This is a genomic window from Pseudoxanthomonas jiangsuensis (assembly GCF_010093185.1).
Lineage (GTDB): Bacteria > Pseudomonadota > Gammaproteobacteria > Xanthomonadales > Xanthomonadaceae > Pseudoxanthomonas > Pseudoxanthomonas jiangsuensis.
Genome location: NZ_PDWL01000013.1, coordinates 15,771 through 41,034, shown reverse-complemented (window position 1 = coordinate 41,034; position 25,264 = coordinate 15,771). Strand labels below are relative to the sequence as shown.

General features: G+C 72.0%; 24 protein-coding genes. 9 read left to right on the top strand and 15 right to left on the bottom strand.

All coding sequences use genetic code 11. The features are described 5' to 3' along the window. Nucleotides 1-153: 153 nt before the first annotated feature. The gene (locus CSC62_RS09625) at nt 154-1,152 is read left to right on the top strand and encodes an energy transducer TonB (RefSeq protein ID WP_162405969.1); all 999 of its coding nucleotides are present in this window, start codon (nt 154-156) and stop codon (nt 1,150-1,152) included. 110 nt (nt 1,153-1,262) lie between these two features. On the opposite strand, the gene CSC62_RS09620 is transcribed toward CSC62_RS09625, so the two are convergent. The 7 genes from CSC62_RS09620 to CSC62_RS09590 all read right to left on the bottom strand — a co-directional run bounded on the left by CSC62_RS09620 (nt 1,263) and on the right by CSC62_RS09590 (nt 6,574). Next, nucleotides 1,263-2,444 carry an ABC transporter permease gene (locus tag CSC62_RS09620; RefSeq protein ID WP_162405968.1) on the bottom strand — a complete coding sequence of 394 codons (1,182 nt, stop codon included), beginning with the start codon at nt 2,442-2,444 and terminating at the stop codon, nt 1,263-1,265. Next, nucleotides 2,441-3,187: an ABC transporter ATP-binding protein gene (locus CSC62_RS09615; protein WP_162405967.1), complete on the bottom strand. Its 747-nt coding sequence runs from the start codon at nt 3,185-3,187 to the stop codon at nt 2,441-2,443. Before CSC62_RS09615 ends, CSC62_RS09620 begins: the two co-directional genes overlap by 4 nt. 1 nt (nt 3,188) lies before the next feature. Beyond that, a complete protein-coding gene (locus CSC62_RS09610; protein WP_162405966.1) occupies nt 3,189-4,691 on the bottom strand; it encodes an alpha/beta hydrolase in 1,503 nt (500 codons plus the stop codon). 67 nt (nt 4,692-4,758) lie between these two features. Further along, on the bottom strand, nt 4,759-4,956 hold the full coding sequence (locus CSC62_RS09605; protein ID WP_162405965.1) for a helix-turn-helix transcriptional regulator: 198 nt from the start codon (nt 4,954-4,956) through the stop codon (nt 4,759-4,761). Further along, nucleotides 4,956-5,546: a hypothetical protein gene (locus CSC62_RS09600; protein WP_162405964.1), complete on the bottom strand. Its 591-nt coding sequence runs from the start codon at nt 5,544-5,546 to the stop codon at nt 4,956-4,958. Before CSC62_RS09600 ends, CSC62_RS09605 begins: the two co-directional genes overlap by 1 nt. A gap of 3 nt (nt 5,547-5,549) precedes the next feature. Then, nucleotides 5,550-5,717 carry a hypothetical protein gene (locus CSC62_RS09595; RefSeq protein WP_162405963.1) on the bottom strand — a complete coding sequence of 56 codons (168 nt, stop codon included), beginning with the start codon at nt 5,715-5,717 and terminating at the stop codon, nt 5,550-5,552. A gap of 101 nt (nt 5,718-5,818) precedes the next feature. Then, nucleotides 5,819-6,574, bottom strand: a complete 756-nt coding sequence (locus tag CSC62_RS09590; RefSeq protein WP_425502005.1) for an FAD-binding oxidoreductase — start codon at nt 6,572-6,574, stop codon at nt 5,819-5,821. Nucleotides 6,575-6,674: 100 nt separating this feature from the next. On the opposite strand from CSC62_RS09590, the gene CSC62_RS09585 reads away from it, so the two are divergent. The 4 genes from CSC62_RS09585 to CSC62_RS09570 all read left to right on the top strand — a co-directional run bounded on the left by CSC62_RS09585 (nt 6,675) and on the right by CSC62_RS09570 (nt 10,169). Continuing rightward, the gene (locus tag CSC62_RS09585; RefSeq protein WP_162405961.1) at nt 6,675-7,628 is read left to right on the top strand and encodes an ABC transporter ATP-binding protein; all 954 of its coding nucleotides are present in this window, start codon (nt 6,675-6,677) and stop codon (nt 7,626-7,628) included. Next, nucleotides 7,625-8,440, top strand: a complete 816-nt coding sequence (locus tag CSC62_RS09580) for an ABC transporter permease (protein WP_162405960.1) — start codon at nt 7,625-7,627, stop codon at nt 8,438-8,440. The genes CSC62_RS09585 and CSC62_RS09580 overlap by 4 nt, the downstream gene beginning before the upstream one ends. 32 nt (nt 8,441-8,472) lie before the next feature. Further along, entirely contained in the window at nt 8,473-9,414 is a 942-nt protein-coding gene (gene panE, locus CSC62_RS09575) for a 2-dehydropantoate 2-reductase (RefSeq protein WP_162405959.1), read from the top strand. Between the two features lie 71 nt (nt 9,415-9,485). Then, on the top strand, nt 9,486-10,169 hold the full coding sequence (locus CSC62_RS09570) for a hypothetical protein (RefSeq protein WP_162405958.1): 684 nt from the start codon (nt 9,486-9,488) through the stop codon (nt 10,167-10,169). A 4-nt stretch (nt 10,170-10,173) separates the two neighbouring features. Here CSC62_RS09570 and CSC62_RS09565 read toward each other — a convergent pair whose 3' ends face one another. Continuing rightward, complete coding sequence (locus tag CSC62_RS09565) at nt 10,174-10,989, bottom strand: TatD family hydrolase (protein ID WP_162405957.1); 816 nt, start codon at nt 10,987-10,989, stop codon at nt 10,174-10,176. Between the two features lie 77 nt (nt 10,990-11,066). Between CSC62_RS09565 and hrpB the strand changes: the two genes are divergently transcribed. Both hrpB and CSC62_RS09555 read left to right on the top strand, forming a co-directional pair. Beyond that, nucleotides 11,067-13,589 carry an ATP-dependent helicase HrpB gene (gene hrpB, locus CSC62_RS09560; RefSeq protein WP_162405956.1) on the top strand — a complete coding sequence of 841 codons (2,523 nt, stop codon included), beginning with the start codon at nt 11,067-11,069 and terminating at the stop codon, nt 13,587-13,589. Nucleotides 13,590-13,828: 239 nt separating this feature from the next. Beyond that, nucleotides 13,829-14,233 carry a hypothetical protein gene (locus tag CSC62_RS09555; protein ID WP_162405955.1) on the top strand — a complete coding sequence of 135 codons (405 nt, stop codon included), beginning with the start codon at nt 13,829-13,831 and terminating at the stop codon, nt 14,231-14,233. Between the two features lie 119 nt (nt 14,234-14,352). On the opposite strand, the gene CSC62_RS09550 is transcribed toward CSC62_RS09555, so the two are convergent. The 5 genes from CSC62_RS09550 to CSC62_RS09530 form a co-directional block, all read right to left on the bottom strand. Next, nucleotides 14,353-14,916 carry a pseudouridine synthase gene (locus CSC62_RS09550; protein WP_162405954.1) on the bottom strand — a complete coding sequence of 188 codons (564 nt, stop codon included), beginning with the start codon at nt 14,914-14,916 and terminating at the stop codon, nt 14,353-14,355. Between the two features lie 25 nt (nt 14,917-14,941). After that, nucleotides 14,942-15,241: a putative quinol monooxygenase gene (locus CSC62_RS09545; protein ID WP_162405953.1), complete on the bottom strand. Its 300-nt coding sequence runs from the start codon at nt 15,239-15,241 to the stop codon at nt 14,942-14,944. 23 nt (nt 15,242-15,264) lie between these two features. Further along, nucleotides 15,265-16,128 (bottom strand): class I SAM-dependent methyltransferase, encoded by an 864-nt coding sequence (locus CSC62_RS09540; RefSeq protein ID WP_162405952.1) that lies wholly within the window; start codon nt 16,126-16,128, stop codon nt 15,265-15,267. Between the two features lie 82 nt (nt 16,129-16,210). Then, entirely contained in the window at nt 16,211-17,920 is a 1,710-nt protein-coding gene (gene aceK, locus CSC62_RS09535) for a bifunctional isocitrate dehydrogenase kinase/phosphatase (protein WP_162405951.1), read from the bottom strand. Nucleotides 17,921-18,189: 269 nt separating this feature from the next. Then, nucleotides 18,190-20,415 (bottom strand): NADP-dependent isocitrate dehydrogenase, encoded by a 2,226-nt coding sequence (locus CSC62_RS09530; protein ID WP_162405950.1) that lies wholly within the window; start codon nt 20,413-20,415, stop codon nt 18,190-18,192. A 211-nt stretch (nt 20,416-20,626) separates the two neighbouring features. On the opposite strand from CSC62_RS09530, the gene CSC62_RS09525 reads away from it, so the two are divergent. Continuing rightward, entirely contained in the window at nt 20,627-21,808 is a 1,182-nt protein-coding gene (locus tag CSC62_RS09525) for a class I SAM-dependent rRNA methyltransferase (RefSeq protein WP_162405949.1), read from the top strand. Nucleotides 21,809-21,826: 18 nt separating this feature from the next. On the opposite strand, the gene CSC62_RS09520 is transcribed toward CSC62_RS09525, so the two are convergent. Then, nucleotides 21,827-23,257, bottom strand: a complete 1,431-nt coding sequence (locus tag CSC62_RS09520; RefSeq protein WP_162405948.1) for an amino acid permease — start codon at nt 23,255-23,257, stop codon at nt 21,827-21,829. Between the two features lie 95 nt (nt 23,258-23,352). Beyond that, on the bottom strand, nt 23,353-23,724 hold the full coding sequence (locus CSC62_RS09515) for a DUF488 domain-containing protein (RefSeq protein ID WP_162405947.1): 372 nt from the start codon (nt 23,722-23,724) through the stop codon (nt 23,353-23,355). A gap of 108 nt (nt 23,725-23,832) precedes the next feature. Here CSC62_RS09515 and CSC62_RS09510 point away from each other — a divergent pair, with 108 nt between their 5' ends. Further along, nucleotides 23,833-25,230, top strand: a complete 1,398-nt coding sequence (locus CSC62_RS09510) for a DNA recombination protein RmuC (protein ID WP_162405946.1) — start codon at nt 23,833-23,835, stop codon at nt 25,228-25,230. Nucleotides 25,231-25,264: the final 34 nt, after the last annotated feature.

Below are 25,264 nucleotides of genomic sequence, written 5' to 3'. Positions count from 1 at the left end.
CGGCCCGTCCAGGCCGAGGCGGGCCGGATCGGGCTGGATCTGGGCTTTGGCTTGTGGTGCCGCGCCAACCGGTTGACAATCGGGCGCAAGCGCAGGTGCCCTCGGGCACCGTCCGCGAAAGAACCACAGGCTATGCCACGGGGGAACAAACGAATGCTGTCGAACACGATTTCGTCGAAGTCGCGCTTGTCCGCGTGCCTGCTGCTGGCACTGGCGCTGGCCGCCTGCTCCAAGCAGGAAGAAGCCGCCCCCGGGGCAGCGGCTCCCGCCGCCGCGCCGGCCGCCGCAACGCCGCCCGCGCCGGCGGTGGCCGCCAGCGTCCAGGCCATGGGCGCCGAGCAGCTGCGCGAATCGGCCACCCAGGCCCTGCGCGAGAACCGGATGTACGCCCCGGCCGGCGACAACGCCATGGAGTACTACCTGGCCCTGCGCGACAAGCTGCCGGACGACCCGGCGGTGGCCAGCGCCCTGACCGACCTGATGCCCTACACGGTGATCGCCACCGAGCAGGCGGTCACCCGCGAACAGTTCGACGAGGCCCAGCGCCTGGCCGCGCTGATCGAGAAGGCGGACGCCTCGGCCCCGGCCCTGCCGCGGATCAAGCAGAGCATCGACGCGGCGCAGAAGACGGTGGCCCAGCGCAGCGAGGCCGAGGCCGCCAAGGCCAAGGCCGACGCCCTGGCCCGCACCCAGGCCGAACAGCAGCGCACGGCCCAGCAGCAAGCCGCCGAGGCCGACGCCGCCCGTCGCCTGGCCGAACAGCAGGAAGCGGCGCGCCTGGCCAGCGAACGCCAGGCGGCCGAGCAGCGCGCCGCCGAGCAGCAGCGTGCCGCCGCCGCCCAGGCGGCCCAGCAGCAGGCCGCGCGCCCGGCCGCGCCGGCGGCCGCGCCGGCGCAGCGCAGCCTGCGTCCGATCAGCATGCCCTCGCCGCGCTATCCGCCCGAGGCCCTGCGCGCCGGCACCGCCGGCGAGGTGTTGGTGGAGTTCACGGTCGGCACCAATGGCGAAGTCACCGACGTGCGCGTGCTGCGTTCCAACCCGGCCCGCCTGTTCGACCGCGAGGCGACGAACGCGGTGCGCCGCTGGCGCTTCGAACCGGTCGACGCCCCGGTCACCACCCGCCGTACCCTGGCCTTCAACCCGGGCGGCTGAGCGCGCCGCCCGCGGGACCTGGCGACGGCAGAAGGCCCGGCAATGCCGGGCCTTCTCTTTTGGATCGCCTGTGAGCCGGCGCGGTCACTGGGACCGCGCCGCGCGTGGCCTCAGGTCGAGATCGCCAGCTTCTCCTGGCGGTAGCGCAGCACCGCCGCCAGCCACAGCAGCCCGGCCAGGCCCAGGCTGCAGCCCAGGTACACCGCCCACACCTGCGGGCTGACCGCCTCGTGCCGGATCACCTTCAGCAGCAGCTGGTTCTGGGCCAGGAACGGCACCGCGAACTGCCACAGCTGGGTCTTCACCGGGCTGGCCATCAGCATGATGGTCGGGATCATCGGCAGCAGCATCAGCCAGGTCATGTGGCTCTGCGCTTCCTTCAGGCTCTTGGCGGCCGCGGCCAGGAAGGTCAGCAACGAGGTGCCGATCAGCAGCATCGGCAACAGCACGAACAGCAGCTTGGCGATGGTCAGCATGGACATGTCCAGGCTGCGCGCGGTGCCGGTGCCCAGCTGCGCGCTGAGCTTGATCGCCAGCAGCGACAGCAGCAGGGAGACCACGCCGAGCACGCAGGCGGCGACGATCTTGCCGCTGACGATCGCCCCCCGCGGCGCCGGGGTGGCCAGCAAGGGCTCCAGCGACTGCCGCTCGCGCTCGCCGGCGGTGGCGTCCAGCACCAGCGCCGCGCCGCCGAGGAACGCGGTCAGGATCAGGAAGTACGGCAGCATCAGCGAGAGCATGATCCCGCGCTTGGCGTCGGGGGTGGCCACGTCCAGGGTGCCGGTGTTCACCGGTTGCGCCACCGAGGCGTCGATCCCGCGGGCCAGCAGCCGCAGCGCGCCGACCTGGCCGCCGTAGGCGGCGAGCGCGCCGCGCAGGCGCGAGCCGGGGATGCCCGAATCGCGCTGGCTGCTGTCCAGCACCACTTCCACCAGCGCCGGCCGCCCGGCATGCCAGTCCTCGGCGAAGCTCTCGGAGATGCGCAGGCCCACGTCCACCCGCTGGTCGCGCAGGGCGTCCTCGAGATCGGCCGGGGCTTCCACCGCCTTGATCCCGCGGGTGGCCAGGAACGCGACCAGGTTCGGCGCGCGATCGGCGCCGACCGTGGGCACCTCCAGCACCTGCTCGATCTGGGTGCGCGCGCGCTTCTCGGCCAGCGAGCCCATGCCCAGGATGAGCGCCGGGAACAGCAGGGGGCCCATCAGCAGGGTCAGGCCCAGGGTGCGGCGGTCGCGGCCGATGTCGCGCAGTTCCTTGAGCAGGACGGTCCACATCGTGGTCAATGCGCTCATGCGTGCAGGCCCTCCTCCGAGCCGATGGCCTTGACGAAGGCGTCTTCCAGGTTGTCCTCGCCGGTCTGCGCGCGCAGTTCGTCGGCGCTGCCGGCCGCGACCACCTGGCCCTTGGCGATGATCACGATCCGGTCGCAGAGCGCGGCCACCTCCTGCATGATGTGGCTGGAGAAGATCACGCAGCGGCCCTCGTCGCGCAGCCGGCGCAGGAATTCGCGCATGGCCCGGGTGGTCATCACGTCCAGGCCGTTGGTCGGCTCGTCCAGGATCACGTTGCGTGGGTCGTGGACCAGGGCGCGGGCGATCGCGGTCTTGGTCCGCTGGCCCTGGGAGAAGCCCTCGGTCTGGCGGTCCAGGATCTCGCCCATGTCCAGCGCTTGCGACAGCGCCTCGATCCGCTGTTTCGCGACCGCGTCGGGCAGGCCGTGCAGGCGCGCGAAGTAGGCGATGTTCTCGCGCGCGGTCAGGCGCTTGTACACGCCGCGCGCATCCGGCAGCACGCCCAGGGCGCGGCGCACGGCCATCGGGTCCTGCGCCGGGTCGACGCCGTCCACCTCGATCCGGCCCTGGTCGGGCTTCATCAGGGTGTAGAGCATGCGCAGGGTGGTGGTCTTGCCGGCGCCGTTGGGGCCGAGCAGGCCGGTGATCTGGCCGTCGTGGGCCTCGAAGCTGACCCCGGCCACGGCGTTCACCGTGCCGGTCTTGGTCCTGAAGGTCTTGTGCAGGTCGTGGGCGCGGATCATCTCAGGGCTCCCATCCGTTGAAGCTGGTGAAGGGCGGCACGTAGGCCAGGGTGTCCAGGCAGGCGGCGTCCAGCGCCTTGGCGTCGGCCGACTCCAGGAACTGGGCGACCAGCCGCGGCATGCAGCCGCTGCCGAGGTTGCCGTGGCCCTGGCCCTTCAGGACCAGGTGGCGGCCGTTGGCCAGGCCCTGCGCCACCTGCTCGCCGTAGCGCGGCGGGGTGACCGGGTCCAGCTCGCCGGACAGCAGCAACGCCGGGACCTCGCTGCGCAGGGGGGTGGTGAAGCCTTCCGCACGCCCACCATGCGGCCAGGACGGGCAGGCGGCGAAGAACATCCGCGCCACCTCCGGGCCGAGCAGGGTGCCGGCGGCCGCCTCGTTCTCCTGGTAGCGGTCGGCGTCCTCGGCGCAGATCACCGACCATTGCATGCCGCGCGCCATCGAGCCGCCCATGTTGCGGCCCATCAGGTCGTGCAGCGACAGCAAGGGCGCGTAGCGGCCCTGGCTGGCTTCGTCCAGCACCAGCGGCAGCAGCGAGGCGGTCTGCGGCATGTACGAGAACATGAAGGCCAGCCCGGTGACGGTGTCGGCGCTGACCGTGCCGCGCCGGCTCTGGGCGCTGGACGGATCGCGGTACTCCACCTCGGCCGGCGCCTGGCGCAGGCGTTCGACCAGGCCGGCCAGCTGGGTGCGCGCGTCCTGCGGGAAGCGCGCGGCGCAGGACGGCAACTGGCGGCAGTGCTCGGACTGCAGCTTCAGTGCGTCCTCGAAGGTGTGGGCGAACTCGCCGCCGACCACCAGGTCGTTCGGCGCCACCCCGTCCAGGACCAGGCTGCGCACCGCCTGCGGATGGGCGCCGGCGTACTGCTGCGCGACCCGGGTGCCGTAGGAGACGCCGACCAGGTCGATCTTCGCCGCGCCGATCGCCTCGCGCACCGCCTCCACGTCGGCGACCGCGTCGGCGGTGGTGTAGAAGCGCGGGTCGGCGCGGTCGGCCACCTCGGCGGCGCAGCGCGCGGCGAACGCGGCCAGGACCGCCGGGTCGGCGCCGCCGGCGGTCGCGTCCGCGCCTTCCGGCGGCGCGCACTCGAGCGGGTTGGAGCCGCCGGTGCCGCGCTGGTCGACCAGGATCACGTGGCGTTGCTTGCGCACCTGGGCGAAGGCCGGGTCGACCTGCGGCCAGGTCTTCAGCGCCGACTGCCCGGGGCCGCCTGCGAAGAAGAACACCGGGTCGTCGGTGGCCGAGCCTTCGTCGGTGGCCGGCAGCCAGGCCAGCGACAGGGCGATCTTGCGGCCCTCGGGCGCGGACCGGTCTTCCGGCACCTCGAAGCGGGCGCAGTAGGCCTGCACGTTGCCGGCGGACACGCCGGTGGCCAGGGTGCACGGCTCGAACGCGATCCGGCCGTAGTGGCGGGTGGCCGCGGCGGCCGGCTCGGGACCGGCGGTGGAATCGCAGCCGCCGAGCAGGCCGGCGGCCAGCGCGGTGGCGAGGAGGAGACGGGTCATTCCGGGATTCATCGGCGGGCCCTTGCTTGGAATGCGGTGGAGAGCGGAAGGATGCAGGCGATACGGATCAGCCTGCGTCGGGATCGAACACGTCCTCGATCCGCAGCGCGAACAGGCGCGCGATGCGGAACGCCAGTGGCAGGCTGGGGTCGTACTTGCCGGTCTCCAGCGCGTTGACCGTCTGCCGCGAGACCTCCAGGCGCTCGGCCAGTTCGCCCTGCGACCAGCCCTGGTCCTCGCGCAGTTCGCGCAGGCGGTTGCGCATCAGCGGTAGCGCCGCGCGACCACGGCCTTGGCCAGGCCGTACGCCATGCACAGCAGGGGGAACACCCAGATCATCGCCGCGCTGGCCGGTACGTCGATGACCTTGGCCGACTGCAGGAAGCCGCCGGTCATGTAGCCCAGGGCGACGAACGCGGTGGCCAGGCTGACCGCCTCCAGCTCGATCCTCTGCTGCATCTCGTCGACGTCGCGGATGTAGCGGACCATCGCCCGCAAGGACATCGCGATCGGCGGCACCGGCAGCAGGGCGACCAAGGCGCGCGGCAAAGGCGCCAGGTCCACGCGCTTGAGCACCGAGATCGAAACCGTCAGCACCACCACGTAGGCGGCCATCGCCAGCACCATTTCCCGGGTGTAGCGCCGGCGCAGGGCCGCCGGTGCGGCGTCGCAGGCGTCGGGCAGCTGCCAGGCCAGCAGGGCGGCGAAGGCCAGGCCTATGCCGAGCCCGACCAGCAGGCCGGTGAACATGTCGGGCAGGCGCCCGGGAAGCAGCTGCGGCAGGGCCAGGCCCGCCAGCCCGCAGGCGACGGCGGCGGCCAGCAAACGCCAGGAGGTAGACGCGGTCCGGGCCATGGGTCAGCAGCGCGTGCGCCGGCCGCGCGCCAGGAACACGATCCCCAGCCCGAGGAAGGCCATGCCCACGCCGAGCAGGGCCGGCTGGCCGCTGGCCGCGATCGCGACGAAGGCGGTACCGACGCCGATGAAGCCGCCGCCGGCGGCGCCGGAGTGCCTGGCCTGGTCCACGACCTTCCCCTGTCAAGTGAGCTTGACAGGGAAGATAGATCGGGGCTTGGCAGGCTGTCAAGCAGCCTTTACAGGGAGAGACGCGGCGCGCGGCGCGAGCCCTACTTGTTGCTGACGTACTTCTCGCGCCGGATCTGCGCCATCCCCAGCCCCGCCGCCTTCAGCGCCTCGAAGCAGGCGTCGACCATGTCCGGATTGCCGCACAGGTAGGCGATGTCGCCGGCCGGGTCGGGCGCGAATTCGGCCAGCTGCTGCTGCACGTAGCCGTGGCGCGCATCGGCATGGGCCGAACCGGCGGGCGGCTGCTCGCGCGACAGGCAGGGCACGTAGCGGAACTGCGGATGGGCCGCGGCGAAGGCGCGGAAGTCGTCGGCGTACAGCAGCTCGGCCGAGTTGCGCGCGCCGCACAGCAAGAGCACCTCGATCCCGCGCGCGGCGATCTGCTGCGCCAGCACCGGCAGCATCGAGCGGTACGGAGTCACGCCGGTGCCGGTGGCGATCAGCAGGTAGCGGCGGTTGCGGTCGCCCGGCTGCAGGCAGAAGCGCCCGTAGGGACCGCTGGCGTTGACCCGGCCGCCGACCTCCAGGCCCTCAAACAACGCGGTGGCCGCGCCGCCGGGCACGTGGCTGACCGCGATCTCCACCGCCTCGCCCGGGCCCAGGGCGTGGTCGTGGATGGTGGCCAGCGAATAGCTGCGCCGCGCCGGGGTGCCGTCGGCGTAGTCGAAGTGCACCTGGATGAACTGCCCGGGCACGAAATCCAGCGGCTGGCCGTCGTCGCGCGCCAGCACGTAGTGGCCGATGGAGGGCGCCAGCATGCGGCGGTCGACGAGGCGAAGCGGGAACTGGACGGGCACGATGGCGGTTTTCGCAACAGTCTGTAGCCGGGTCCACGCCCGGCGGCGACCTATAATAGCCGCAGCTTCCGAGCAGGCGCCGGCACCCGGCGAAGGCCCCATGACCCCGACTTCCCCCGAGGCAGCCGCGCCCGCATTGCGCGTGCGCGACCTGCGCAAGACCTACGACAACGGCGTGCAGGCGCTCAAGGGCGTCTCCCTGGACGTCGCCCCCGGCGACTTCTTCGCCCTGCTCGGCCCCAACGGCGCCGGCAAGTCGACCCTGATCGGCATCGTCAGCTCGCTGGTCAACCTCAGCGAGGGCCAGGTGCAGGTGTTCGGCACCGACCTGGTCGCGCACCGCAGCCAGGCCATGCGCCTGGTCGGGCTGGTGCCGCAGGAGATCAACTTCAACCTGTTCGAGAAGCCCTACGACATCCTGGTCAACTACGCCGGCTTCTACGGCATCCCGCGCGAGCAGGCCCAGGTACGCGCCGAGGCCGAGCTGCGCCGCGCCCATCTGTGGGAGAAGGCGCAGGTGATGAGCCGCACCCTGTCCGGCGGCATGAAGCGGCGGCTGATGATCGCCCGGGCGATGATGACCCGCCCGCGCCTGCTGATCCTGGACGAGCCCACCGCCGGCGTCGACATCGAGATCCGCCGCGACATGTGGAAGGTGCTCAAGGAGATCAACGCCGCCGGCACCACGATCATCCTGACCACCCACTACCTCGAGGAAGCCGAGAGCCTGTGCCGCAACCTGGCGATCATCGACCGCGGCACGATCGTCGAGCAGGGGCCGATGCGCGCCTTGCTGGCCAAGCTCGACGTGGAAGGCTTCCTGTTCGACATCGACGGTGAACTGCCGGCGCGGCTGCCGGCGATCGAGGGCACGGTGCTGACCGCGGTCGACGGCCACACCCTGGACCTGGACATGCCGCGGGCGATGGACCTCAACCGGGTGTTCGCCGCGCTGGAAGCGGCCGGCATCCGGGTGCGCTCGATGCGGACCAAGAGCAACCGCCTGGAGGAACTGTTCGTGCGCCTGACCGGCTCGCAGAGGGAGGCCGCATGAAGCAGGACGTCGCCACCGCCCATCCGGCCGTCGAAACCACCGACACCCGGCGCAACCTGATCGCCCTGGGCACCATCGTCAGGCGCGAGGTGCAGCGGATCCTGCGCATCTGGGGCCAGACCCTGGTGCCGCCGGCGATCACCATGACCCTGTACTTCCTGATCTTCGGCGGCCTGATCGGTTCGAAGATCGGCGACATGGGCGGCTACACCTACATGGAGTTCATCGTCCCCGGGCTGGTGATGATGAGCGTGATCCAGAACAGCTACGGCAACATCTCCTCCTCGTTCTTCGGCGCCAAGTTCGGCCGCCACGTCGAGGAGCTGCTGGTCAGCCCGATGCCCAACTGGGTGATCCTGGGCGGCTACGTCGCCGGCGCGGTGCTGCGCGGGCTGATGGTCGGCGCGATCGTGCTGGGCATCGCCATGTTCTTCACCCAGGTGCGGATCCCGCATCCGCTGGTGACCCTGACCACGGTCCTGCTGGGCGCGACCATCTTCTCCCTGGCCGGCTTCGTCAACGCGGTCTACGCCAAGAAGTTCGACGACGTCGCGATCGTGCCGACCTTCATCCTCACCCCGCTGACCTACCTGGGCGGCGTGTTCTATTCGGTGACCCTGCTGCCGGCCTGGGCCGAGGCGGCGACCCACGCCAACCCGATCTTCTACATGGTCAACGCCTTCCGCTACGGCCTGCTCGGCAGCAGCGACGTGCCGGTGTGGGTGGCCTACACGCTGATGCTGGCCTTCGTCGCCGCGCTGACGGCGCTGGCCCTGTGGCTGTTGCGACGCGGCGTGGGCCTGCGCAGCTGAGACCGGGCCGCGCGAGCGAGGGAGGAGAGGCGATGCGGATCCTGGTCCTGGGCGCCGGCGGCACCGGCGGCTACTTCGGCGGGCGCCTGGCCCAGGCCGGCGCCGACGTCACCTTCCTGGTCCGCCCGGCGCGCGCGGCCCTGCTGGCCGAACGCGGCCTGCGCATCCGCAGCCCGCTGGGCGATGCCGACCTGGACGTGGCCACGGTCACGGCGCAGGACCTGCCGGCACTGGCCGCGGCGAGGCCGTTCGACCTGGTCCTGCTGGCGTGCAAGGCCTACGACCTGGACAGCGCGATCGAATCGGTCGCGCCGGCGGTCGGCGCGAACACCGCGGTACTGCCGATCCTCAACGGGCTTTTGCATTACGACGCGCTCGATGCGCGCTTCGGCCGCGAGCGCGTGCCCGGCGGACTGTGCTTCATCGGCGCCACCCTCGGCGCGGACGGCGAGGTCCTGCACCTGGGCCGGCCGGCCTCGATCACCTTCGGCCTGCGCGAGGGCAACGCGGACGGTGGCGTGCTGGCGCGGCTGGCCGCCGCGTACGCGCAGGCCGGCGTCGACCACCTGTACGCGCCGGACATCGCCGCCGCGCAGTGGATCAAGTACAGCTTCCTGGCCGCTTTGGCGGCCGGCACCTGCCTGATGCGCGCCAGCGTCGGCGCGATTGTCGCCGCCGAGGGCGGCGAAGCGTTCATGGCCGCGCTGCACGCCGAATGCCTGGCGGTGGCCGCCGCCGAGGGCCACCCGGTGCCGGAAGACGAGGCCCGCACCGCCCGCTCCGGCCTGACCCGCTCCGGCTCGCCGGTCACCGCCTCGATGCTGCGCGACCTGCAGGCCGGGCTCAGGGTCGAGGCCCTGCAGATCGTCGGCGACATGGTCCATCGCGCCCATCGCGCCGGCCTGCAGGTACCGCGCCTGGAAGCGGCCTGGGTCCACCTGCAGGCCTACGAATCCGCCCGTACCAGCGACTGAAGCCGGGTCCGTCATCGCCGCCTACACCAGCTTGGCTACACTCGCCTTCCCTGGACACGGAGTATGGATGCATGGAAACGAGCAGGACCCTGTTGGCCCTCGGTGTGACGATCGCCCTGCTGGGCGGATGCAAGAAGCAGGAAGACGCGGCCCCGGCCGCCGCCGAACCGGTCGCGGCCGCCCCCGCCGAGCCTGCCGCGCCTGCCCCCGCGGCGGCCGAACCGGCCGCCCCCGCCGCCGCGGCCCCCGGCGCCCGCTTCGACCTCGCCGCGATCCCGGTCAGCACCGCCGCCCTGCCCGCCTGGCCGTACCTCGCGCCGCCGGCGGGCTACGAATTCGACGATGCCGACCGCCTGGAGCGGCGGACCAAGGACCTGGCGCGGATCCCGGTGTGGACCGGCGGCCAGCTGCTGTGGGTGGAAGGCAAGGTCTTCAGCGACGGCATCGACAACGCCGACGGTAAGACCTTCTCCAGGTTCGAACTGGCCAAGGGCCTGCGCCAGCAGATCGAGGCCCTGGGCGGCGTGCGCGTGAGCGAGCGCAGCTACGACCGCGACTTCTACACGGCCAACGAGAAGGCGCTGGACGACTTCCGCCAGGAGTTCGACGACCTGCAGGACGCCTACTGGTACGACAAGGACGTGGACACCTACGCCATCCGCCGCGCCGACGGCGTGGTCTGGGTGGTGCTGCAGACGCGCAACGACGATGCCGCCGTGCTGGTGGCCGAAGGCCCCGCGCCGGCCCTGGACTGACGGCTCAGGCCTGCACGCCGGGCAAGCGGAAGAACGCCGCCGCCGCCGCCGTCGAGGCGGCCGCGGCGGTCTCCATCGCCTCGCCGCGGTCGCGGGCCAGCTCGGCGACGATGTGCGGCAGGAACGCCGGCTCGTTGCGGCGGTCCTTGGGCATCGGCTTCAGGGTGCGCGGCAGCAGGTAGGGGGCGTCGGTCTCCACCATCAGCCGGTTCGCCGGGATGTTCTTCACCAGCTCGCGCAGGTGCGCGCCGCGGCGCTCGTCGCACAGCCAGCCGGTGATGCCGATATGCCAGTCCCGGTCGAGGTAGTCGAACAGCTCCTCGCGGGTGCCGGTGAAGCAGTGCACCACCGCCGGCCCGGTCCGGCCCTCGAAGTCCTTCATCACCGCCATGAAGTCGGCGTGGGCGTCGCGCTGGTGCAGGAACAGCGGCTTGGGGTTGCCGGCCGCCGCCAGGTCCGCGCCGATCTGCAGCTGGCGCTCGAATGCCTTGCGCTGGGCCGGGCGCGGCGAGAAGTCCCGGAAGTAGTCCAGCCCGCACTCGCCCACCGCCACCACTTCCGGGTGCGCGTGCAGCGCGCGCATTTCGGCGTCGCATTCCTCGGTGTATTCGACCGCGTGGTGCGGGTGCACCCCGGCGGTGGCGTAGAGCACGCCCGGATGCGCCTGCGCCAGTCGCAAGGCCAGCGGCGAATGCTCGCGGCTGGCGCCGGTGACCACCATCCGCGCTACCCCGGCCTCGCGGGCGCGGGCCAGGACCGCGTCGCGGTCGCGGTCGAAGCTGTCGTGGGTGAGGTTGGCGCCGATGTCGATCAGGTGCATGCGCTGCGGGAAGCAATGGAAGAACCCCTATTGTAGGAGCCGGCTCCCGCACGGAGGCCAGCCCGTATCCTTTGCCGATGGACCACCCCGTTTTCCCGATCACCCCCTTGCTGCCGGCGGTCCGCGACAGCCTGGCCGCGCATCCGCGGCTGGTGCTGGAGGCCCCGCCCGGCGCCGGCAAGACCACCCAGGTGCCGCTGGCCCTGCTCGACGCGCCGTGGCTGCAGGGCCGCAGGATCGTGATGCTGGAGCCGCGCCGGGTCGCGGCGCGCAGCGCGGCCGGGTTCATGGCCCGGCAGCTGGGCGAGGAGGTCGGCGGCACCGTCGGCTACCGCATCCGCTTCGAGAACCGGGTGTCGGCGCGAACCCGGATCGAGGTGGTCACCGAGGGCATCCTCACCCGGATGATCCAGGACGATCCCGAGCTGGGCGGCGACCGGCCCGATGGTGTCGGCGCCCTGCTGTTCGACGAATTCCACGAGCGCCACCTGGCCGCCGACCTCGGCCTGGCCCTGGCCCTGGACGTGCAGGCGCAGCTGCGCGAGGACCTGCGGATCGTGGCGATGTCGGCCACCCTCGACGGCGAGCGCCTGGCGCGCTTCCTCGATGCGCCGCGGCTGTCGAGCGAGGGCCGCAGCTTCCCGGTGCAGGTCGCGCACTTCCCGGCGCGGCGCGAGGAGTCGCTGGAAGCCCAGGCCCGGCGCGCGGTCGAGGAGGCGCTGGCCCGGCACCCGGGCGACGTGCTGGTGTTCCTGCCCGGCCAGCGCGAGATCGCGCGGGTGCAGGCCGCGCTCGAATCCGCCGTGCTGCCCGCCGCGGTCGAGATCCTGGCCCTGCACGGCGAGCTGCCGGTGGAGCAGCAGTCGCGGGTGCTGCAGCCGGCGCCCGATGGCCGCCGCCGGGTGGTGCTGGCGACCAACGTCGCCGAATCCTCGGTCACCCTGCCCGGCGTGCGGGTGGTGATCGACAGCGGCCTGGCGCGCGAGCCGCGCTTCGATCCCAACAGCGGCTTCTCGCGGCTGGATGCGGTGGCGATCTCGCAGGCCTCGGCCGACCAGCGCGCCGGTCGCGCCGGCCGCGTCGCCGAGGGCTGGGCCTGGCGGCTGTGGCCGGAGTCGCAAAGGCTGGAAGCGCAGCGCCGGCCGGAGATCGCCCAGGTCGAACTGGCCGGGCTGGCGCTGGAGCTGGCGGCCTGGGGCAGCGACGCCCTGCGCTTCGTCGATCCGCCGCCGCCGGGCGCGCTGGCGGCCGCGCGAGAGCTGCTGCAAAGGCTGGGCGCGCTGTCGGCCGGCGGCGGCATCACCGCCCTGGGCCGGCGCATGCTTGGCCTCGGCACCCATCCGCGGCTGGCCGCCCTGCTACTGGCCGCACGCGATCCGCGCGGACAGGCGCTGGCGGCCGACCTGGCTGCGCTGATCGAGGCCCGCGATCCCCTGCGCAGCCGCAGCGACGCCCTGGCCGAGCGTTGGCGCGCGCTGGCTGCGTTCCGCGGCGGGCGCATGCCGCACGACGGCAGCCGCTCGGCCCTGGCCGCGATCGATGCCGCGGCGAAGCAGTGGCGCCGCCGCCTGCGCTGCGAGGCCGGGCCGCCGGCGCAGATCGAGGCGCACGAACTGGGCGACCTGCTCGCTCATGCCTTCCCCGACCGGATCGCGGCCCGGCATGCCGCCGACCCCCTGCGCTACCAGCTGGCCAACGGCCGCATGGTGCGGCTGTTCGAGGACAGCGCCCTGCGCGGCGAGCCCTGGCTGGTGGCCAGCGAACTGCGCTTCGAACCGCGCGGCGACGCCCTGCTGCTGCGCGCCGCGCCGGTGGACGAGGCGCGCCTGCGCGCCGACTTCCCGGAACGCTTCGTCGAGCAGGAGGGCGCGGTCTGGGACCCCGGCAAGCGCGCGCTGGTGGCACGGCGCGAGTCGCGCTTCGACCGGATCGTGCTCGACAGCCGCCCGGCCGGCCGGGTCGATCCGGCGATGGCCGCGCAGGCGCTGACCGAGGCCGTGCGCGAGCTGGGCCTGGACGCCCTGCCATGGACCGAAGGCCTGCGGCAGTGGCAGGCGCGGGCGGTGTCGCTACGTGCCTGGATGCCGGAACTGGACCTGCCCGACCTGGCCGACGCCGCCCTGGCGGCCACCCTGGACGCCTGGCTGCGCCCGGCGTTCGCCGGCAAGACCCGGCTGGACGCGCTGACCGAGGACGAGCTGGGCGAGGCGCTGAAGTCGCCGCTGGACTGGAGCGCGCGCCAGCAGCTCGACCGCCTGGCGCCGGTGCGGATCGCGGTGCCCTCGGGCATGGAGCGGCGGATCGAATACGGCCTCGACCCCGAGGGCCGGCCGCAGCCGCCGGTGCTGGCGGTCAAGCTGCAGGAACTGTTCGGCCTGGCCGACACCCCGGCGATCGCCGACGGCCGGGTGCCGCTGACCCTGCACCTGCTCTCCCCCGGCGGCAAGCCCCTGCAGGTGACCCGCGACCTGCGCAGCTTCTGGGACCGCACCTATCCGGAGGTGCGCAAGGAGATGAAGGGACGCTACCCCAGGCATCCGTGGCCGGACGATCCCTGGAGCGCCACCGCGACCCACAGGGCCAAGCCGCGGGGGACGTGAGCCATCGTCCCGTTCCGTCGTCGCGGCGTACGCCGCGACCCAGCGGCTTTCCGTCACCGTCACCGTTGCTTACGCCGTTATCGAAAGTACTGGATCCCGGCGTGCGCCGGGATGACGGTCCCATGAACCGCCGCCGTCGCCCCCGCACGGCCTCGGCCCGCGTCCGTCGCCGCTGACGTATCGTCGACAGGCCGTCGCCGACACTGGCGGCGTTTCCCACTTCCTCCACGGGGATGTCCATGAGCAAGCTGACCATCATCACCGACCGCGCTCTGGAACTGGCCGAGCAGGCCGGGGCTGGATTGCGCCAGGCCGGCCGCCACGCCGGTTCGAGCCTGCGCCACGCCGGCCACGGCGCCGAGCAGTGGATCAAGACCGGAGCCGCGCTGGGCGCGGCGCGGACCGGAGTCAAGGTCGCGACCAAGGTCGTGCGCCGCAACCCGGTGGCGGTGGCCGCCGCGGCCGCGGTGGTCGGCGCCGGCGTGCTGGCCTACGTGCTGTACCGCAAACGCCGCGAGCAGCAGGGGTCCGCGCCGATCGAGGGCGAATCGCGCCGGATCGGCGCCTCCCGCCAGGGCAGCGGCAATGCCGCCACCCGCGCCCGCGCCACCCGCAGCCGCCGTGGCGCCGCGCCAGAGGCGTGACCCGGGCAGCGCTTCCGTTGTAGGAGCCGGTCTTGCCGGCGACCGTGGAGGCGGATGCATCACTGGCAGCCGGTTTCACGCAGACGTATCCGCATGGCGGTCGCCGGCAAGACCGGCTCCTACAACAGCTGCCGCCATTGCCCAGGCGCGAGCCAGGGCTGGCCCGCCTCGCCCAGCGCATCCAGGCGCCAGCCGCCGATCGCCACCCGCACCAGCCGCAGCGTGGGCAGGCCCACCGCCGCGGTCATCCGCCGCACCTGGCGGTTGCGGCCTTCACCAAGGGTGATTTCCAGCCAGGCGTCGGGCACGGTCTTGCGGTAGCGCACCGGCGGATCGCGCGGCCAGAACTCGGGCGCAGGATCCAGCCGCCGCACCTGCGCCGGCCGGGTCGGGCCGTCGTTGAGCACCACGCCCCGGCGCAGCGCCTGCAGCTGCTCCTCGCGCGGCTCGCCTTCCACCTGCACCTGGTAGGTCTTGGGCTGCTTGTGCCGCGGATCGGTCAGCCGGTGCGCCAGCCCGCCGTCGTCGGTGAGCAGCAGCAGGCCCTCGCTGTCGTGGTCCAGGCGTCCGGCCGGATACACCCCGGGCGGCAGGCCGAAGCCGGCGAGGGTCGGCCGCGCCGGGATGCTGCGGTCGGTGAACTGGCACAGCACCCCGTAGGGCTTGTTGAACGCGACCAGCATGCGCGGCCTGGACGTGTCGCCCGGCTCAAGCCGCGGCCAGGCCGTGGCCGCCGAGCGGACGCGTCTCCACCCGCGACTCGAAGCCGGCGATCAGCAGACGGCCCTTCGCGATCGCCGCCTGCACCGCCGGCAACGCCAGCGAGGCCTGGTGGCTGGTGGCGCTGTCCCAGGCCTCGGTGATCCATAGCGCGTCGGCATCGGCCGGATCCTCGGCCACCACGTAGGACAGGCAGCCGGGCATGGCCGCGGTGCCCTCGAGCAGGATCGCGGCCAGCGCGGCGCGCTGGCCCGGCTGGGTGCGGATCTTGCCGATCAGTCCGTACATCGGGAGCTCTCCGGTAACGCCGGTCATTCCTGGCGCGGCTTCACGAAGCGCAGGGTCATGCGGTCGCTCTCGCCGATGGCCTGGTACTTGGCCCGGTCCGCTTCCGGATGGTTGTTGGACGGCGGCAAGGTCCAGACCCCGTTGGGGTGGTCCTTGGTGTCGCGCGGGTTGGCGTTGACCTCGCTGCTGCCGGCCAGCTCGAAGCCGGCCGCGCGGGCCAGCGCGATCACCTGGTCCTGGCCGACGTAGCCGCTCTTGTCGTCCGCCGCGACGTCGGCCCTGGCCCGGTGCTCGACCACGCCAAGCACGCCGCCGGGCTTGAGCACCTCGAAGAAACCCTTGAACATGCCCTCCGCCTGGCCGGCCTGGCGCCAGTTGTGGACGTTGCGGAAGGTCAGCACCAGGTCCGCCGATCCGGCCGGGCCGAACGAAGGCGCAGCCGGGTCGTAGGCGACCACGTGCGCCCGGTCGAACTGCGCGGGCGCGCCGGCGAACTTCTTCTCCAGCCCGTCCTTCGAGCGCTGCTGGTAGTCGCGGCCGCGGCCTTCGGCCACCGCCTGCGGATCGACCACCGCGGCCACGTAGTGGCCGTTGGCCTTCAGGTACGGCGCCAGGATCTCCGCGTACCAGCCGCCGCCGGGGGTGATCTCGACCACGGTCTGGTCCGGGCGGATGCCGAAGAAGGCCAGGGTCTGGCCCGGATGGCGATGGACGTCGCGGGCGACGTTGGCCGGATCGCGGCTGCCGTTGTCGATGGCCGCCTGCAGAGCGGCGTCGGGCGCCGGCAGCGTGGCGGTGTCGGCGGGCTTGACCGCCTGCGCCAGCGGTGCGGCGAGCGCCAGGCCGACGGCGAGCATGCAGGCGCGGGACAGCGGGGTACGGATCATGGCCGGGACTCCACTTCGGAAAGGAGCGGCGAGCCTAGCATGCGCTCCGCGGCCGGCCGGCTCCTGCAAGAGGAGAGGTGCCCTACGCCAGTTTCAGCGCATCCGGATACGGCGGTGTGTCCGGCCAGTCGCCGTCACCCAGCCGGGCCTGCAGCTCGCGCCACCACTGCGGCCGGAACAGCTGGCCGTGCACGGTCTTCAGCGCCGCCGCCAGCGGCGCGGGCAGGCCCATGAACAGCGCGAACCGCTCCGGGAACACGTCGTCCGGGCCGACGTGGAACCAGGGCTCGTCCGCCATCAGCTCCTCGTGGCTGGTCGCCTTGGGCCAGTCGCGGAACTGCAGCTCCGAGACCGCGCGAACCTCGTCGTAGTCGTAGAACACCACCCGGCGGTGGCGCGAGACGCCGAAGTTCTTCAGCAGCATGTCGCCGGGGAAGATGTCGTTGCGGGCCAGGTCGACGATCGCCTGGCCGTAGTCCAAAGCCGCCTCGCGCGCGCCCTCGGCGGTCTGCTCGCGCAGGTACAGGTCCAGCGGCCGCAGCCGGCGCTGGACGTAGCACAGCGACAGCACGACGTCGTCGCCATCCTCGGCCAGGCTGGCGGCACAGCTCTCGCGCAGCTCGGCCAGCAGCGAGGGCTCGAAGCGCGCGCGCGGGAAGCGCAGGTGCCGGAACGGCTGCGCGTCCAGCAGCCGGCCCACCCGGTCCAGGCGGAACACGCGTTCGTACTGGGCCTCCACCTCCTCGCGGGTGGTCTTCTTCGGCCAGGCGAAGCGGTCGCGGATCACCTTGAACACCAGCGGCTGCCCAGGCAGGGTGAACACCGCCATGACCATGCCCGGGGTGCCCTCGGCGCGCACCAGGCGCTCCTCCGGGTGGGTGTGGAAATGGCGGAAGAAGCTGCGGTAGCGCTCGGTCTTGCCCTGCTTGGCGCGGCCGAGCACGGTGTACAGCTCGTCCACCGGTTTGTGTGGCAGCAGCGTGCGCAGGAACACCACCGCGTCGCCGACCGTCGGCAGGTCGGCCTGGAAATAGCTGCGCGAGATCCCGAACAGCTGGGCCACGTCGGCGCGCCGGGTCAGCACCGCCTCGGCGCGGATCCCGTCCTCGCCGTGGACCAGGGCGATCACGCAGGGCGAGAAGCGGTGCTCGCCGAACACCCGGCCGACCAGGTAGGCGCGGCGCTCGCGGTAGAACACCGTGTCCAGCAGCTCGATCCCGCGCACCGGGTGCCCGCCCCAGTGGGCCAGGTCGTCCTGCAGGCGGACTGCAATGGCCGCCGCGCAGCGGGTGCGGTGCGCCCAGGGCGCGTCGAAGCGCTGGTTCTCCAGCACCCGCACGAAGGCGTCGGTGGGCCGGGTCCCGGACACGGCGTAGGCGTGCCGCGCCACCGGGCGGGTGATCGCGTCGGTCGGCTCGATGTCCAAGGCCACGAACTCGATCGCCGGGTCCACCCCGCGGGTGCGGAAGAAGCGCCGGGTCATGGTGTTGTAGAAGGTCTTGTACAGCTCGGTGTCGATCGCTTCGGCGATCGCGGCGGCATAGGCGTCGCGCACCGCGGCCCATAGGGCGCGGTCGTGGGCCCGGGTGCCGAGCTTCGCGGCCAGGTGCGCGCCGCACTCGCCGATGCAGCGGTCGTACAGGTCCAGGCGCTCGGCCGCGTCCTCGCGCGCGCCGGCCCAGTCGCGGGTCTCGAAGCGCCGCTTCGCCCGCCGGCTGACCGCGGCGAAGTGGGCGTGGTAGTCGTCGAAGGCTTCGCGGATGAGCGCGGCGATGGCGTCGGCTTGGGGCATGGGCCGATCTTAGGCGGTGTAGGGCTGCATGGTTGCGGCGCCGCACCGGGGCGCTCCCGCTTGGTCGGCCTTTCCCCTTGTAGGAGCCGGTCTTGCCGGCGACCGTGGAGGCGGACGCATCACTGGCACCCGGTTTCACGCAGACGCTTCCACCATGGCGGTCGCCGGCAAGACCGGCTCCTACAGGAGCACGGGACGCTCCGCCGGCCGGAAACACGAAGCCCGGCACGGGACCGGGCTTCGCGGTGCGCTTGCGATGCGGACGGACCTTACAGCGCGGCCAGCGCCGCGTTGAAGGTCGCCGACGGACGCATCGCCGGGCCGGCCTTGGCCAGGTCCGGATGGTAGTAGCCGCCGATGTCCACGGCCTTGCCCTGGGCGCCGTTGAGCTCGCCGACGATCTTGCCCTCGTTCTCCGACAGCGCCTGGGCCAGCGGCGCGAACCTGGCCTTCAGGCCCGCATCGCGGTCCTGCGCGGCCAGCGCCTGCGCCCAGTACAGGGCCAGGTAGAAGTGGCTGCCGCGGTTGTCCAGTTCGCCGACCTTGCGCGCCGGGGAGCGGTTGTTGTCCAGGATCAGGCCGTTGGCCTGGTCCAGCGCGGCGGCCAGCACCGCGGCGCTGGCATTGCCGGTCTGCTCGGCCAGGTGCTCCAGCGAGGCGGCCAGGGCCAGGAACTCGCCCAGCGAATCCCAGCGCAGGTAGTCCTCTTCCAGGAACTGCTGCACGTGCTTGGGCGCGCTGCCGCCGGCGCCGGTCTCGAACAGGCCGCCGCCGGCCATCAGCGGCACGATCGACAGCATCTTGGCGCTGGTGCCCAGCTCCAGGATCGGGAACAGGTCGGTGAGGTAGTCGCGAAGGACATTACCGGTCACCGAGATGGTGTCCTTGCCCTGGCGGATGCGCTCCAGCGAGAACTTCGTCGCCTCGACCGGCGAGAGGATGCGGATGTCCAGGCCGGCGGTGTCGTGGTCCTTCAGGTAGGTCTCGACCTTGGCGATCACCTCGCGGTCGTGGGCGCGCGCACTGTCCAGCCAGAACACCGCCGGGGTGCCGCTGAGGCGGGCGCGGGTGACCGCCAGCTTGACCCAGTCCTGGATCGGCGCGTCCTTGGTCTGGCACATGCGCCAGATGTCGCCGGCCTCGACGGCATGCTCGAACACCACCGCGCCGGCGGCGTCGGTGACGCGCACGGTGCCGTCGGCGGGGATCCGGAAGGTCTTGTCGTGGCTGCCGTATTCCTCGGCCTTCTGCGCCATCAGGCCCACGTTCGGCACGCTGCCCATGGTGGTCGGGTCGAAAGCACCATGCGCCTTGCAGTCCTCGATCACCGCCTGGTACACGCCGGCGTAGCAGCGGTCCGGGATCAGCGCCTTGGTGTCCTGCAGCTTGCCTTCGGCGTTCCACATGCGGCCGGAGTCGCGGATCATCGCCGGCATCGAGGCGTCGACGATCACGTCGCTGGGCACGTGCAGGTTGGTGATGCCCTTGTCGGAGTTGACCATCGCCACCGCCGGGCCGGCCGCGTAGGCGGCCTCGACGTCGGCCTTGATCGCGTCCTGCTGCGCCTGCGGCAGGGAGGCGATCCGCGCGTACAGGTCGCCGATGCCGTTGTCCGGGGAGAAACCGACCGAGGCCAGCGCGTCGGCGTGCTTCGAGAGCGCGTCCTTGTAGAACTCGCCGACCACCACGCCGAACATGATCGGGTCGGAGACCTTCATCATGGTCGCCTTCAGGTGCAGCGAGAACAGCACGCCCTGTGCCCGGGCGTCGGCGATCTGGGCGGCGACGAAGGCCGCCAGCGCCTTGCGGCTGAGCGTGGAGGCGTCGACGATCTCGCCGGCCTTGACCGCGGTCTTCTCCTTCAGCACCACGACCTTGCCGTCGGCCTGGACCAGCTCGATCTTCAGGCTGCCGGCATCCGCAAGGGTGGCCGAGCGCTCGCTGCCGTAGAAGTCGCCGGCGTCCATGTGCGCCACGTGGGTCTTCGAATCCTTGCCCCACGGGCCCATCCGGTGCGGGTGCTTGCGCGCGTAGTTCTTCACCGACAGCGGCGCGCGGCGGTCGGAGTTGCCCTCGCGCAGGACCGGGTTGACCGCGCTGCCCTTGGTCCGGTCGTAGCGGGCCTGGATGTCCTTTTGCTTGTCGTCCTGCGGCGCGTCCGGGTAGTCCGGCAACGGGTAGCCCTGGGCCTGCAGCTCCTTGATCGCGGCCTTCAGCTGCGGCACCGAGGCCGAGATGTTCGGCAGCTTGATGATGTTGGCTTCCGGCCGGGTCGCCAGCTCGCCCAGCTCGGCCAGGTGGTCGCCGATCTTCTGCCCTTCCGCCAGGTAGTCCGGGAACTGCGACAGGATCCGCCCGGCCAGCGAGATGTCGCGGGTCTCGACCGCGATCCCGGCGGTGCCGGCGAAGGCCTGGACGATGGGCAGCAGCGACTGGGTCGCCAGGAACGGCGCTTCGTCGGTGAGGGTGTACATGATCTTGGGCGTGTTCGACATGGTCTGCGGGGGCTCTCTTGCGGATCGACGGAACAGGACGGGGGCGGCCGGGACGGGGGCTGGCGAGGAGCGCGCGACGGTCCGGGCGGCGGCGAAACCCCCGCATTGTCGCGTGTTTCGGCGGGCGATGCGCGCCGCGCAGCCGTGCCCTGCGGTATGGCGCGGGACAGCCGGGGGACAGGGAAGCCGGACGGCCCCGTACAATTGGCGCATGACTACCCAAAACCCCACCGTGCGGCTGAAGAACGCGTGGCGTTCCAGCCATCCCTGGATCTTCCAGAAACTGGTCGACAAGCCGCCGCAGAAGCCCAGGCCGGGCGAGATCGTCGACGTGTTCGACGTCGACGGCCAGTTCATCGGCCGCGGCTTCTACAACGGCCACTCGCGGATCGCCTTGCGGATCCTGGAGACCGATCCGGCGGTGCAGGTCGACGCCGGCTGGTTCGTGCGCAGGATCGGCGCGGCGGTGGCGTTGCGCCGCGAGGTGCTGAAGCTGGACGAGGTCTCCGACGCCTGGCGCGTGGTCCACGCCGAGGGCGATGGTCTGTCCGGGCTGGTGGTGGACCGCTATGCCGACCTGCTGGTGGTGGAGTTCTTCAGCGCCGGCATGTACCGCCACCGCGAGTGGATCTACGCCGCCCTGCGCGAGCACTTCCCCGGCGCGCGGATCTACAGCTTCGCCGAGGAGCACGTGCAGAAGCAGGAGAGCTTCGACTACCGCCCGGTCTACAGCGAGGGCGGCGCGCCGGAGCCGGCGGTGATCAGCGAACATGGCATCCGCTTCCGCGCCGACCCGGCCGGGGCGCACAAGACCGGCTTCTTCGCCGACCAGCGCGAGAACCGCGAGTGGTTCTCGCGCCAGGTGGCCGGCAAGCGGGTGCTCGACCTGTGCTGCAACACCGGCGGCTTCGCGGTCTACGCCGCCGCGCGCGGCGCGGCCGAGGTCACCGGCATCGACATCGACGAGGACGTGATCGCGATCGCCAAGGGCAACGCCAGGCTCAACGGGGTCAAGCCGAAGTTCGTGCAGGCTGACATCTTCCCGTGGCTGCGCGAGGCCGCCAACCGCGGCGAGCAGTACGACGCGGTGATCCTCGACCCGGCGAAGATGACCCGCGATCGCGACCAGGTCATCACCGCGCTGAAGAAGTATCTGGACATGAACAAGCTGGCGCTGGGCGTGGTCAAACCGGGCGGGCTGTTCGCCACCTTCTCGTGCACCGGACTGGTGGCCGAGGACCAGTTCCTGGACATGCTGCGCCGGGCCGCGTTCTACGCCGGGCGCACGGTGCAGGTGCTGAAGGTGGCCGGCGCCGGCGCCGACCATCCGTTCATGGCCAACGTGCCCGAGTCGCGCTACCTCAAGGCGGTGTTCTGCCGGGTGCTGGACTGAGGATCCGCCGGCGCGCCTCTATCCGGAGGCGCGGCCTAGCAGGCTGTTGCGGCGGGCGTACAGCGCGTAGATCGCGAAGCCGACCGCGTTCCAGGCCAGGAAGTACAGTTGGGTGCTGCGTGGCAGGCTCCAGAACAGGTAGGCGCAGCCGGCGATCGCCAGCGGCGCCACGAACCAGGCCAGTGGGGTGCGGAACGCGCGCGCCCGGCCCGGCTCGCGCCGGCGCAGCACCAGCAGGCACACCGACACCGCGATGAACGCCACCAGGGTGCCGGCGTTGGCCAGCGCGGCGATCTCGTCCAGTCGCGCCACGCCCGCCAGCGCCGCCACCAGCACCGCGGTGAACACGGTGATCGCCACCGGCGTGCCGCGCGCGCTGACCTTCGACAGCCCGCGCGGCAGCAGGCCGTCGCGCGACATCACGAAGAAGATCCGGCTCTGGCCGTAGAAAAACGCCAGCAGCACGGTCGGCAGGGCGATGATCGCCACGATCCCGATCGCCAGCGCGGCGGTGCCGTGGCCGAGCTCGCGCAGGATCAGCGCCAGCGGCTCGGCGCTGCGGCCGAACACGGTGTAGCTCATCGCGCCCACCGCGGCCAGCGCCACCAGCACGTAGATCAGGGTGCAGCCGATCATCGAGCCGACGATCCCGATCGATAGGTTGCGGTGCGGGTCCCTGGTCTCCTCGGCCGCGGTGGAGATCGCGTCGAAGCCGTAGAAGGCGAAGAAGATGATCGCCGCCGCTGCCATCACCCCGCGCTCGACCCCGTCGGCGCCGAGCGCCTTGGGGAAGCCGTAGGGCATGAACGGCTGCAGGTTGGCGCTGTCGAACGCCGGCAGGGCCACCGCCACGAACACCGCCAGCGCCACCAGCTTGAACACCACCAGCACCGCGTTGACCGTGGCGCTCTCGCGGGTGCCGGCGATCAGCGCGCCGGCGACCAGGAAGGTGATCACCACCGCCGGCAGATTGAGCACGCCGCCGGCATGCGGCCCGGCGGCCAGCGCCGCGGGCAGGCGGATGTCCCAGCCGCTCTGGGCGAACACCCACTCGAGGAAGCCGTTGAAGTAGCCCGACCAGCCCACCGCCACCGTGCTGACCACCAGCGAGTACTCCAGGATCAGGCTCCAGCCCACGATCCAGGCCAGGGTCTCGCCGAGCGCGGCGTAGCTGTAGGTGTAGGCGCTGCCGGCGGCCGGCATCATCGTCGCCATCTCGGCGTAGGCCAGCGCGGCGCAGGCGCAGACCACCCCGGCGATGACGAACGACAGCAGCACCGCCGGCCCGGCCTTGTCCGCGCCCACCCCGATCAGGGTGTAGATGCCGGTGCCGACGATGCCGCCGATGCCCAGCGCCACCAGGTGCGGCCAGCCCAGGGTCGGCACCAGCCGGCGGCCCTCCTCGTGCTGGGTGATCGTGTCGAGGGACTTGCGGCGGAACCAGCTCATGGGCGCCCCGGGCGGGAATGCGAAGGCCGCAGTGTGCTGGAAGGCGGATGCCCGGCGCCACGGGTCGGGGTGCCGCGATGCCGCAATCCTCGTCCTCAGCCCGAGCCGTGCAGCAGGAAGTCGCGCAGCGCCACCGCGTTGTTGTGCTCCTCGTCGCGGGCGGCGTAGAGCAGGGTCACCGGACCGCGGCTGAGGTAGCCGCGCAGCTGGGACAGGGCCTCGGCATTGGCCGCCAGCTCGGCGAAATAGCGGCTGCGGAAGCCGTCCCAGCGGGCGGGATCGTGGCCGAACCACTTGCGCAGGGCGGTGCTGGGCGCGATCGCCTTGAGCCAGGCCTCGATCTGCAGGTCGGCCTTGGTGACCCCGCGCGGCCACAGCCCGTCCACCAGCAGGCGCTGGCCGTCGCCGGGCGCCGGCTCTTCGTAGGCGCGCTTGAGCCGGATCGGGTGGCGGGCGGGGCTGGCCATGGCGGGCACTCTGGTCGGGGCGGGATGGTGCCGCCGTGAAAGATACGCCCGGCAAGCTTCAGCTTGCGGCGTCGCACCCCCCGAGACCGCCGCCGCTACACTTTCGGCATGACCGATACCGCCCTGCTCTACCTGCTCGCCGGCCTCCTGCTGGCGGCCCTGGCCCTGCTCGTCGTCCTGCTGCTGCGCCGTCCCGAGGCCGCGCTGGAGAAGCTGCGCGCGCAGCTGGAGGAGGCCCTGCGCGCCGAGCAGCGCGACGGCCGCCTGGAGCTGCGCCAGCAGCTGGACGGCCTGGCCTCGGGCCAGGGCCAGCGGATCGACGGTTTCGCCCGCCACCTGGCCGATCTGGGCACCCGTACCGACGCCCGCCTGGACCAGCTGCGCGACAGCCTCAACGAGGACGCGCGCAAGGGCCGCCAGGAATCCGGCGAATCGCAGCAGCGCTTCATGGACAACGTGTCCGGCCAGCTGCGCGAACTGACCCAGCGCAACGAGCTGCGCATCGGCGAGATGCGCGCGACCCTGGAGCAGCAGCTGCGCGCCCTGCAGGAGGACAACGCGCGCAAGCTGGAGAAGATGCGCGAGACGGTGGACGAGAAGCTGCAGAGCACCCTCACCACCCGCCTGGACTCTTCGTTCAAGCTGGTCTCCGAGCGGCTGGAGCAGGTCCAGCGCGGCCTGGGCGAGATGCAGCAGCTGGCCACCGGGGTGGGCGATCTCAAGCGCGTGCTCACCAACGTCAAGACCCGCGGCGGCTGGGGCGAGGTGCAGCTGGAGAACATCCTCGAGCAGACCCTGACCGCCGAGCAGTACGCGCGCGGGGTCAGGGTGCGGCCCGACGGCGCGGAGATGGTCGACTTCGCCATCCGCCTGCCCGGCCGCGGCGCGCACGACGCGCCGCTGTGGCTGCCGATCGACGCCAAGTTCCCGCGCGAGGACTACGAGCGCCTGCTCGACGCCCAGGAACAGGGCGATCCCGAGCTGGTCCGCACCAGCGGCGCGCAGCTGGAGAAGGCGATCCGGGTCCAGGCCAAGTCGATCTGCGAGAAGTACGTGGCGCCGCCGCACACCACCGACTTCGCGGTGATGTTCCTGCCCACCGAGGGGCTGTACGCCGAGACCATCCGCCGTCCCGGCCTGACCGATGCCCTGCAGCGCGAGCACCGCATCGTCGTCGCCGGCCCGACCACGGTCACCGCCCTGCTCAACAGCCTGCAGATGGGCTTCCGCACCCTGGCCATCGAGCAGCGCTCGAGCGAGGTGTGGAGCCTGCTGGGCGCGGTGAAGAGCGAGTTCGGCAAGTTCGCCGGGATCCTCGAGCGCGCCGAGAAGCAGATCAACACCGTCGGCAAGAGCCTGGGCGACGCCAGCCGCAAGACCCGCACGATCGAGCGCAAGCTGCGCGGGGTCGAGTCGCTGGGCCAGGAACAGGCGCAGGCCTTGCTGGGCGAACTGGGGCCGGACGAGGCCGAGGCCGATCCGGCGGACGACGACGTCCAGGAATGAGCGTGGCCAGCGCCGCCACGAAGAAGGCCCGGGA

What these genes read in the sequence shown, in the direction of transcription:
- CSC62_RS09625 (WP_162405969.1), top strand. Translation starts at nt 154, where the DNA reads ATGCTGTCGAACACGATTTCGTCGAAGTCGCGCTTGTCCGCGTGCCTG.
- CSC62_RS09620 (WP_162405968.1), bottom strand. Translation starts at nt 2,444, where the DNA reads ATGAGCGCATTGACCACGATGTGGACCGTCCTGCTCAAGGAACTGCGC.
- CSC62_RS09615 (WP_162405967.1), bottom strand. Translation starts at nt 3,187, where the DNA reads ATGATCCGCGCCCACGACCTGCACAAGACCTTCAGGACCAAGACCGGC.
- CSC62_RS09610 (WP_162405966.1), bottom strand. Translation starts at nt 4,691, where the DNA reads ATGACCCGTCTCCTCCTCGCCACCGCGCTGGCCGCCGGCCTGCTCGGC.
- CSC62_RS09605 (WP_162405965.1), bottom strand. Translation starts at nt 4,956, where the DNA reads ATGCGCAACCGCCTGCGCGAACTGCGCGAGGACCAGGGCTGGTCGCAG.
- CSC62_RS09600 (WP_162405964.1), bottom strand. Translation starts at nt 5,546, where the DNA reads ATGGCCCGGACCGCGTCTACCTCCTGGCGTTTGCTGGCCGCCGCCGTC.
- CSC62_RS09585 (WP_162405961.1), top strand. Translation starts at nt 6,675, where the DNA reads ATGACCCCGACTTCCCCCGAGGCAGCCGCGCCCGCATTGCGCGTGCGC.
- CSC62_RS09580 (WP_162405960.1), top strand. Translation starts at nt 7,625, where the DNA reads ATGAAGCAGGACGTCGCCACCGCCCATCCGGCCGTCGAAACCACCGAC.
- panE (WP_162405959.1), top strand. Translation starts at nt 8,473, where the DNA reads ATGCGGATCCTGGTCCTGGGCGCCGGCGGCACCGGCGGCTACTTCGGC.
- CSC62_RS09570 (WP_162405958.1), top strand. Translation starts at nt 9,486, where the DNA reads ATGGAAACGAGCAGGACCCTGTTGGCCCTCGGTGTGACGATCGCCCTG.
- CSC62_RS09565 (WP_162405957.1), bottom strand. Translation starts at nt 10,989, where the DNA reads ATGCACCTGATCGACATCGGCGCCAACCTCACCCACGACAGCTTCGAC.
- hrpB (WP_162405956.1), top strand. Translation starts at nt 11,067, where the DNA reads ATGGACCACCCCGTTTTCCCGATCACCCCCTTGCTGCCGGCGGTCCGC.
- CSC62_RS09555 (WP_162405955.1), top strand. Translation starts at nt 13,829, where the DNA reads ATGAGCAAGCTGACCATCATCACCGACCGCGCTCTGGAACTGGCCGAG.
- CSC62_RS09550 (WP_162405954.1), bottom strand. Translation starts at nt 14,916, where the DNA reads ATGCTGGTCGCGTTCAACAAGCCCTACGGGGTGCTGTGCCAGTTCACC.
- CSC62_RS09545 (WP_162405953.1), bottom strand. Translation starts at nt 15,241, where the DNA reads ATGTACGGACTGATCGGCAAGATCCGCACCCAGCCGGGCCAGCGCGCC.
- CSC62_RS09540 (WP_162405952.1), bottom strand. Translation starts at nt 16,128, where the DNA reads ATGATCCGTACCCCGCTGTCCCGCGCCTGCATGCTCGCCGTCGGCCTG.
- aceK (WP_162405951.1), bottom strand. Translation starts at nt 17,920, where the DNA reads ATGCCCCAAGCCGACGCCATCGCCGCGCTCATCCGCGAAGCCTTCGAC.
- CSC62_RS09530 (WP_162405950.1), bottom strand. Translation starts at nt 20,415, where the DNA reads ATGTCGAACACGCCCAAGATCATGTACACCCTCACCGACGAAGCGCCG.
- CSC62_RS09525 (WP_162405949.1), top strand. Translation starts at nt 20,627, where the DNA reads ATGACTACCCAAAACCCCACCGTGCGGCTGAAGAACGCGTGGCGTTCC.
- CSC62_RS09520 (WP_162405948.1), bottom strand. Translation starts at nt 23,257, where the DNA reads ATGAGCTGGTTCCGCCGCAAGTCCCTCGACACGATCACCCAGCACGAG.
- CSC62_RS09515 (WP_162405947.1), bottom strand. Translation starts at nt 23,724, where the DNA reads ATGGCCAGCCCCGCCCGCCACCCGATCCGGCTCAAGCGCGCCTACGAA.
- CSC62_RS09510 (WP_162405946.1), top strand. Translation starts at nt 23,833, where the DNA reads ATGACCGATACCGCCCTGCTCTACCTGCTCGCCGGCCTCCTGCTGGCG.